This window comes from Xenorhabdus indica (assembly GCF_014467235.1).
Lineage (GTDB): Bacteria > Pseudomonadota > Gammaproteobacteria > Enterobacterales > Enterobacteriaceae > Xenorhabdus > Xenorhabdus indica.
This window is the reverse complement of record NZ_NKHP01000052.1, coordinates 1-6,792: the sequence shown is the minus strand read 5'-3', so window position 1 is coordinate 6,792 and position 6,792 is coordinate 1. Positions and strand designations below refer to the sequence as shown.

The following is a 6,792-nucleotide window of genomic DNA, read 5'->3' as shown; positions in this document are numbered from 1 at the left end:
TACCTTGATTGAGTTACCCCCGCCGACACCGGAGGAGCTACAGCAACAGGCCGAATCAGAAAAGCGTTATCGCATGTCACAGGTGGCAAATACCATTGCCCCGTTACAGGACGCCGCTGACCTCGACATGGCCACGAAGGAAGAAAAAGCGGCTCTTGTCGCCTGGAAAAAATACCGCGTCCTGCTCAACCGGGTAGACTGTTCCACTGCCCCCGATATCGCATGGCCGGAACCGCCGAAGTGAGGGGGTGGGCACAAAGGGACATTGGCGTTAATTATGAGTTAATTCAATGTTAATTGTGGGTAACTGAAACTCTTACTTGCCGTGGGGAAGTATTGGAGGTATTGACTCACTGACAATGAATTCAGGCCACGGAGGGCTGAAAACTGAAACGGTTTGATACATTTTAATCCTCAGCAAAACAAAATAAATACAGTCTGCGCGGTTGAGCTTAAGATTCAATGGCACTAATATAGCCATAGCTATATATCAGTTTGATAAATTTGGCGTGTAGTGTTTTATTAAATTACCTATGGAGAAGTGTTATGCCTACTTGTTTTGATGTGGCTGATTATTTTTTGGCTTGCTGTAATGAGGAAAGCGGCGACACTATTTCCAATCTAAAGTTACAGAAGCTCGTTTATTACGCGCAGGGTTTTTCTTTGGCATTGCTGAAAAAGCCGCTATTTAAGGAACAGATAGAAGCGTGGATGCATGGCCCTGTGGTTCCGGCGATTTATAGAAAATATAAAGAGCATGGTAATCAAGCGCTGCCTATCCCTACCAACTTAGATTTAAATAAGTTTTCCGATGATGAAAAAGGACTTCTTAATGAGGTTTATGATGTTTTCGGGCAATTTTCAGCCTGGAAGCTTCGTAATATGACTCATGAAGAGGCGCCATGGAAGAATAACTATATCGAAGGTGTAGGATGTCAAGTTATTTCTCATGAAGAGCTTAAGGATTACTTTCTTACTCGTATAAATTAATATGGCAAAGAAAAATTCCAAAAGAATAAAAGCACCTCAGAAAGTTCAGGCGGAATCTGGTAGGCTTAGGCTAGGTCCTGAATTTCATGATGATTCAGAAAAAAGACCACCTGAATTTTCTTTAAGATACTTGCAAGATAATTACTGTGTAAGTCGTTGTGAAAGGGATGATAAGGCGGCTTTGTCTGACAAATTATTCCGGCTGAGCCAATTAACATGGGGTCAAATAAAACAGCAAAATCGGCATACGCTTGGATTTGAAAAGATAGCGAGGAACGCAATTCAAGCAGGTATACCTGAACACGTCACAGAGGATGTTGACTTTATCGCTTTCAGGTTCAGTGGTAGGAAGCCCATGGTTGGCTATAGGCGTGATTCTACTTTTTTCATTGTATGGCTGGATAGAAATTATACGCTGTACAACCACGGATAAATAATTAACTCACCCCACCTCCCCGATCCCCTTAATTTCCGCTCCTTTGATAAAATCATGTTAAATCAATAAATTACAAATTATTCACGTGTAACTTATTGATTTTATTGAATTCAAGCATGGTGCAGGAATTCCGGTTCTGAGAGGGAATTGTCTAATATCAATGAGTCAAAAGGGCTTTCAAATCCCGTCTAGCGTAACCTATTGATTTATTCGAGGTCCTCACTTTGGGCGCTGGAAAAATAAGTCTGCTTCGGGTCGTCAATTTGACGGTCAGCGGATAAATCAATGACTTAATCAACCGTTGCGGAAATCCCTATGGTTGATTTATGTACTGGACAAAAGCAATAAATCTACATATTTTCAATATGTTACTTGGACATAAGGGGTAGATAATGACAGCAAAGCCCGAATTCCCGCTTAGCTCAGGATTAACTAACGAGGTCATATTCCGTAGGTCAAAAAAAAGCCCCGTTATGGGGCTATCATTCGCATAATAAGCATTGAAAAAAGTTATTCTTCTTTCTTTTGCATCAGCTTGTTGTACTTCTCATGCAGTGATTGCGGGTACAGTTCTGTGTATACCTGCCATAATACATTCAGTGATCGGTGGCCTGTTACCTGCGCAACTTCTTCAATTGAGAAGCCAGCTTCAAACAAGCGACTGGCTCCTTCTCGGCGTAGGTCGTGATAGCGGAGGTCTTCAATGCCTAGAGCGTTACGGACTCTTTGGAATCCTGCTGTTACGCTTTTGGCGTTGTAAGGAAATATTAGATCACTTGTTCTTGGTTGTTTTTGAACTATTTCCCAGGCATCCCCAAGTAAAGGAACGGACATGTGATTCCCTGTTTTCTTTCTGGGATCTTTTCTATCCCTTACAACGACAGATCTTTGTTTTTCGTCTACATCATCCCATCTAATTTTACAGACCTCGCCTATGCGCATACAGCTTAAGATTGAGAAATTTAAGATATCTTCATAGGGTATTTTCCCTTCTCTATGATTACTGCGCTTACGTAACCCAACAATAAGTTTATCGATCTCATCTTGCGCAGGCCTTCGGCTACGACGTCGAGATTTCTCAATCAACCCCATTTGAGTTAGCAAAGGACGCGCTTCATATGCAGGATTTGATATATAGTCTATGTTATAGATTGGCTTGGCTGATTTTAATACTGACGTTAAGTAGCTGACATCATGGTTAATGGTTGATGGAGTAATACCAGTAGAATGTCTTTGCTTGCAATACTCGATAATGTGGCTAACTGATAGCTCTGAAAGTGCTAGTTTCGCTAATTCACTATCTAAGAGCATGTTTAATACATATTTTTTAGTTCTTCCTGCTTTCCCACCCAAATCTGGATCATTGATGTATTTATACAGCAAATCACCGACTGTTAAATCCTCGGTATCGCTTTGTGTGGGAACTCCGTTTTGCTCCAACTCAGCTACTCGCTGAGCACCCCATGTCTTGGCGTGGGACTGTTTTCCGAATGTACGGTTCTCTCTATAAATATATTTACCACCAGACTTAACACCAACAGTACAACGATAGCGGACAGTGCCGTCTGCGCGGGGGCGTTTTTCTATGCTATAGTAGGCCATCTTTAATACTCTCCTATTCAGGTCCCCAAATTAATGGGGTTCTGTTTGGGGTGCTGATAATTCAAAAATAGCCCAAAATAGCCTAAAATGCACGAAAATATACAGACACAAAAATGTAGTAAATTCACTGTAATATCAAAGGATACAAGGAAATTCAAACCTTCCCGCTTCTCCGTTGCGCCCATGTTGGACTGGACTGACCGCCATTGCCGTTATTTCCATCGCCTGTTAAGTAAAGAAGCGCTGCTTTACACAGAAATGGTCACCACAGGCGCAATTATTCATGGCAAAGGGGACTATCTGGCTTATAACGAGCAAGAACATCCATTGGCATTGCAATTAGGGGGCAGTGAACCCCAGGCATTGGCGCACAGTGCTGAGATCGCGCAACAGCGTGGTTACGATGAAATTAATTTGAATGTTGGTTGTCCGTCTGATCGTGTGCAGAATGGCCGTTTTGGTGCCTGCCTGATGGGAGAGGCTATGCTGGTAGCCGATTGTGTCAAGGCGATGCAGGATGTGGTAGATATTCCTGTCACAGTTAAAACCCGTATCGGTATTGATGAGCAGGATAGCTACGAATTTTTGTGTGATTTCATAGATACTGTCGTAAAAAACAGTGAGTGCAATCATTTTGTGATCCACGCTCGCAAAGCATGGTTGTCTGGTTTGAGTCCAAAAGAAAACCGCGAAATTCCGCCTTTGGATTATCCACGGGTCTATCAATTGAAAAAAGATTTTCCACAACTGACAATTTCCATTAATGGTGGAATTAAGTCATTGGAAGAAGCGAAGCAGCATTTACAGCATGTTGATGGTGTGATGATTGGACGGGAGGCTTACCAAAATCCCTCTATTCTGGCGAAGGTCGACCGTGAATTATTTGACCAAACCGTTCGCGTGATAGATACCGTTGAGGTAGTTAAGGCGCTTTATCCTTATATCGAACAAGAATTGTCAAAAGGCACTTATTTAGGGCACATTACCCGCCATATTTTGGGTGTTTTTCAGGGGATTCCCGGTGCACGTCAATGGCGTCGTCATTTGAGTGAGAATGCGCATAAACCCGGAGCTGACATTATGGTTGTTGAAAAAGCATTGGAAATGGTAACAGAGCGGATGTAATCCGCTCAGGCGCTTTGTTCAAAAAGGGAATCATGGTATCAACAAACTGGAACCGTGAGTTGCACGGCTTTCCAGTGTCCGGTGTGCTCTTACCGCTTCGCTTAGTGGAAATTTCTGATTTTCTCGAACATCTACATTGATTTTACCGCTGGCAATAAAATCAAACAGGATTTTGCTGGCTTCAATCAACCCCTTGTGTGTAGTGATATAACCATTAAGAGAAGGTCGGGTAAGAAATAGTGAACCTTTCTGATTGAGAAGTCCGACATTCACTCCTGTTACTGGTCCTGAGGCATTACCGAAACTGACCATCAATCCTCTGGGGGCTAAGGAATCAAGTGAATCCAGCCACGTAGCCTGACCAACGGAATCATAAACCACATCAACTTTTTTTCCGTCAGTAAGTTCCAAAATACGTTCCACAATATTTTCACGGTTATAATTGATGGTCTGCCATGCACCCGCAGCTTTGGCAAGGTTGGCTTTTTCGTCTGAACCGACTGTTCCAATCAATTTTGCACCTAATGCCTTTGCCCACTGGCAGGCAATCAAACCGACACCACCGGCTGCGGCATGGAATAGGAAAGTTTCACCTGCTTGAACCTTGTGTGTCTGATAGAACAGATAATAAACTGTTAGTCCTTTTAAAAGAGAAGCCGCCGCCTGTTCAAATGAAATTGCATCCGGCAGGATAGCTAATTTGCTGGCAGGAACATTATGTACTTCACTGTATGCGCCCAAACCGGATTGAGCATATGCCACACGATCTCCAACTTTGATGTATGACACATTTGAGCCAACTTTTGTGACAACTCCCGCAGCTTCCGTCCCTAATCCACTGGGAAGACCTGCTGGTGGGTAGAGGCCACTACGTACATAGGTATCAATATAATTAATTCCGATAGCTTTATTCTCAATCTGTATTTCATCAGGTGCAGGATCAGTAGGCGTAAATTCACAATATCGGAGTACTTCTGGGCCGCCAGTGGCGGAAAATTCGATGTGTTTTGCCATTGGTAACTCTCTCATTCTTTAAGAAATATTGGGAACAACCTCGCACGTTTGTAATGGAATCGTTGTAAACGGCGATAATATCCCCGAAATCATTGCAGACCATATATATTTACTTTGTGTTTTGAAGTTTGTCCATGATTATTATTTTTATATAAATATCAAATAATTAATTAATCATTAAACTGTATGTTGTTACAGTGTTTATTGACGTTTTGCCTCTCTTGCAGCACACTGCGTATAAACAATTGTATAAATACTTTTAGCGATCATGGCTGCCGAACTAAACAAGCTCAGTGACAAAAAACTTAGAACCCTGCACGGAAAAGAAAGGGGTAATATTGAATTTTTTGCCGATGGTGCGGGGTTGAGCGCCAAAGCATCTAAAGCTGGTGGAGTTAGTTGGGTTTTTACGTACCGACTTGATGGAAAAAAGTTAAACCGCCTTACCATTGGGCGCTATCCTGATGTGTCTCTCAAGCAAGCTCGTGAAACGCGGGATAAATGTCGTAGTTGGTTAGCATCTGGGAAAGATCCAAAGCTGCAATTTAATTTAGTGATGCAGGAATCATTAAAACCAGTCACTGTGAAAGACGCTATTGAATATTGGATAGAGCACTACGGCAGAGAAAATCGAGTCAATATTGATACCCTTATTCTGCAATTAGAAAAACATATTTATCCTTATATTGGTGAAATGGCGTTGTCTGACTGCGAAACAATATATTGGCTACAATGCTTTGATAGAATGAAAAAGAAAGCGCCGGTGGCTGCTGGTTCTGTATTTCAATTGTGCAAGCAAACTCTAAAATTTTGCCGGGTAAGAAGGTATGCAGTCAGCCATGTATTGGATGATTTAACTATTCAGGATGTTGGAAAAAAACAAAATAAAGGCCAGCGATATTTAGACGATCATGAACTTGGTCAATTATGGGACTCCATAAATACAGGTATTTACCTACCTTATTATAATAATTTATTGAAAATTTTGGTTGTATTTGGCTGTCGGACACGGGAGATCAGGTTATCTAAATGTTCAGAATGGAATTTGAATTCTATGTTATGGACTGTCCCAAAAGAAAATAGCAAGACAGGTGAGAAAATCATTCGTCCAATACCAGAATACATGAAGCCATTTTTAATGAATATTATTCACCAAAACCATAAAAGTGGTTATCTCTTAGGGGAAATTAAAAAACTTGAAGCAGTCGCACAATATGGCAGAAAAATATGGAAAAAATTAGAGCATGACGAGGAATGGTCTTTGCATGATTTAAGGCGAACGTTTGCAACTAAATTAAATGACATAGGTATCGCACCTCATGTCGTTGAGCAACTGTTAGGCCATGCACTGCCGGGCATTATGGCGATATATAACAAGAGCCAATACCTGCCAGAGAAGCTGGACGCTTTAAACAAGTGGTGTGAGCGACTGGATGTATTGGCGGGTAATTATGAGAATGTGGTTATATTAAAAGCAGCTCAATAATGGGAAGTAATGAGTTGTGAGAATGACCATTGTGATATACACGTAACAAATGTGGCTTTCTTTCGTAATAATTTCTGTTAAGTAAAATACCCTCACAAAAACAATTAAACAGTGAGGGTAACATAATCATGCAATACAG

General features: G+C 41.5%; 7 protein-coding genes. 5 read left to right on the top strand and 2 right to left on the bottom strand.

What is annotated here, in order from left to right:
- The 3 genes from Xind_RS19195 to Xind_RS21925 all read left to right on the top strand — a co-directional run.
- The coding region (locus Xind_RS19195; protein ID WP_187650889.1) for a tail fiber assembly protein at window positions 1-244 on the top strand (244 nt) is incomplete at its 5' end.
- A gap of 302 nt (window positions 245-546) precedes the next feature.
- Window positions 547-990, top strand: a complete 444-nt coding sequence (locus Xind_RS19190; protein ID WP_187650888.1) for a Panacea domain-containing protein — start codon at window positions 547-549, stop codon at window positions 988-990.
- Between the two features lies 1 nt (window position 991).
- Entirely contained in the window at window positions 992-1,423 is a 432-nt protein-coding gene (locus Xind_RS21925) for a hypothetical protein (RefSeq protein ID WP_187650887.1), read from the top strand.
- A gap of 513 nt (window positions 1,424-1,936) precedes the next feature.
- On the opposite strand, the gene Xind_RS19180 is transcribed toward Xind_RS21925, so the two are convergent.
- Window positions 1,937-3,028, bottom strand: a complete 1,092-nt coding sequence (locus Xind_RS19180; protein WP_187650886.1) for a tyrosine-type recombinase/integrase — start codon at window positions 3,026-3,028, stop codon at window positions 1,937-1,939.
- A gap of 87 nt (window positions 3,029-3,115) precedes the next feature.
- On the opposite strand from Xind_RS19180, the gene dusA reads away from it, so the two are divergent.
- The gene (gene dusA, locus Xind_RS19175) at window positions 3,116-4,153 is read left to right on the top strand and encodes a tRNA dihydrouridine(20/20a) synthase DusA (RefSeq protein WP_072032544.1); all 1,038 of its coding nucleotides are present in this window, start codon (window positions 3,116-3,118) and stop codon (window positions 4,151-4,153) included.
- A gap of 30 nt (window positions 4,154-4,183) precedes the next feature.
- Here the strand turns inward: dusA and Xind_RS19170 are convergent, their stop codons facing one another.
- Window positions 4,184-5,167 carry a quinone oxidoreductase gene (locus Xind_RS19170; RefSeq protein WP_047683912.1) on the bottom strand — a complete coding sequence of 328 codons (984 nt, stop codon included), beginning with the start codon at window positions 5,165-5,167 and terminating at the stop codon, window positions 4,184-4,186.
- 268 nt (window positions 5,168-5,435) lie between these two features.
- On the opposite strand from Xind_RS19170, the gene Xind_RS19165 reads away from it, so the two are divergent.
- Window positions 5,436-6,653, top strand: coding sequence for a tyrosine-type recombinase/integrase (locus tag Xind_RS19165; RefSeq protein ID WP_187650885.1), 1,218 nt, complete (start codon window positions 5,436-5,438; stop codon window positions 6,651-6,653).
- Window positions 6,654-6,792: the final 139 nt, after the last annotated feature.

Excerpts from the sequence above, each read along its gene's own strand:
- Xind_RS19190 (WP_187650888.1), top strand. The coding sequence starts at position 547 with ATGCCTACTTGTTTTGATGTGGCTGATTATTTTTTGGCTTGCTGTAAT.
- Xind_RS21925 (WP_187650887.1), top strand. The coding sequence starts at position 992 with ATGGCAAAGAAAAATTCCAAAAGAATAAAAGCACCTCAGAAAGTTCAG.
- Xind_RS19180 (WP_187650886.1), bottom strand. The coding sequence starts at position 3,028 with ATGGCCTACTATAGCATAGAAAAACGCCCCCGCGCAGACGGCACTGTC.
- dusA (WP_072032544.1), top strand. The coding sequence starts at position 3,116 with ATGCACGAAAATATACAGACACAAAAATGTAGTAAATTCACTGTAATA.
- Xind_RS19170 (WP_047683912.1), bottom strand. The coding sequence starts at position 5,167 with ATGGCAAAACACATCGAATTTTCCGCCACTGGCGGCCCAGAAGTACTC.
- Xind_RS19165 (WP_187650885.1), top strand. The coding sequence starts at position 5,436 with ATGGCTGCCGAACTAAACAAGCTCAGTGACAAAAAACTTAGAACCCTG.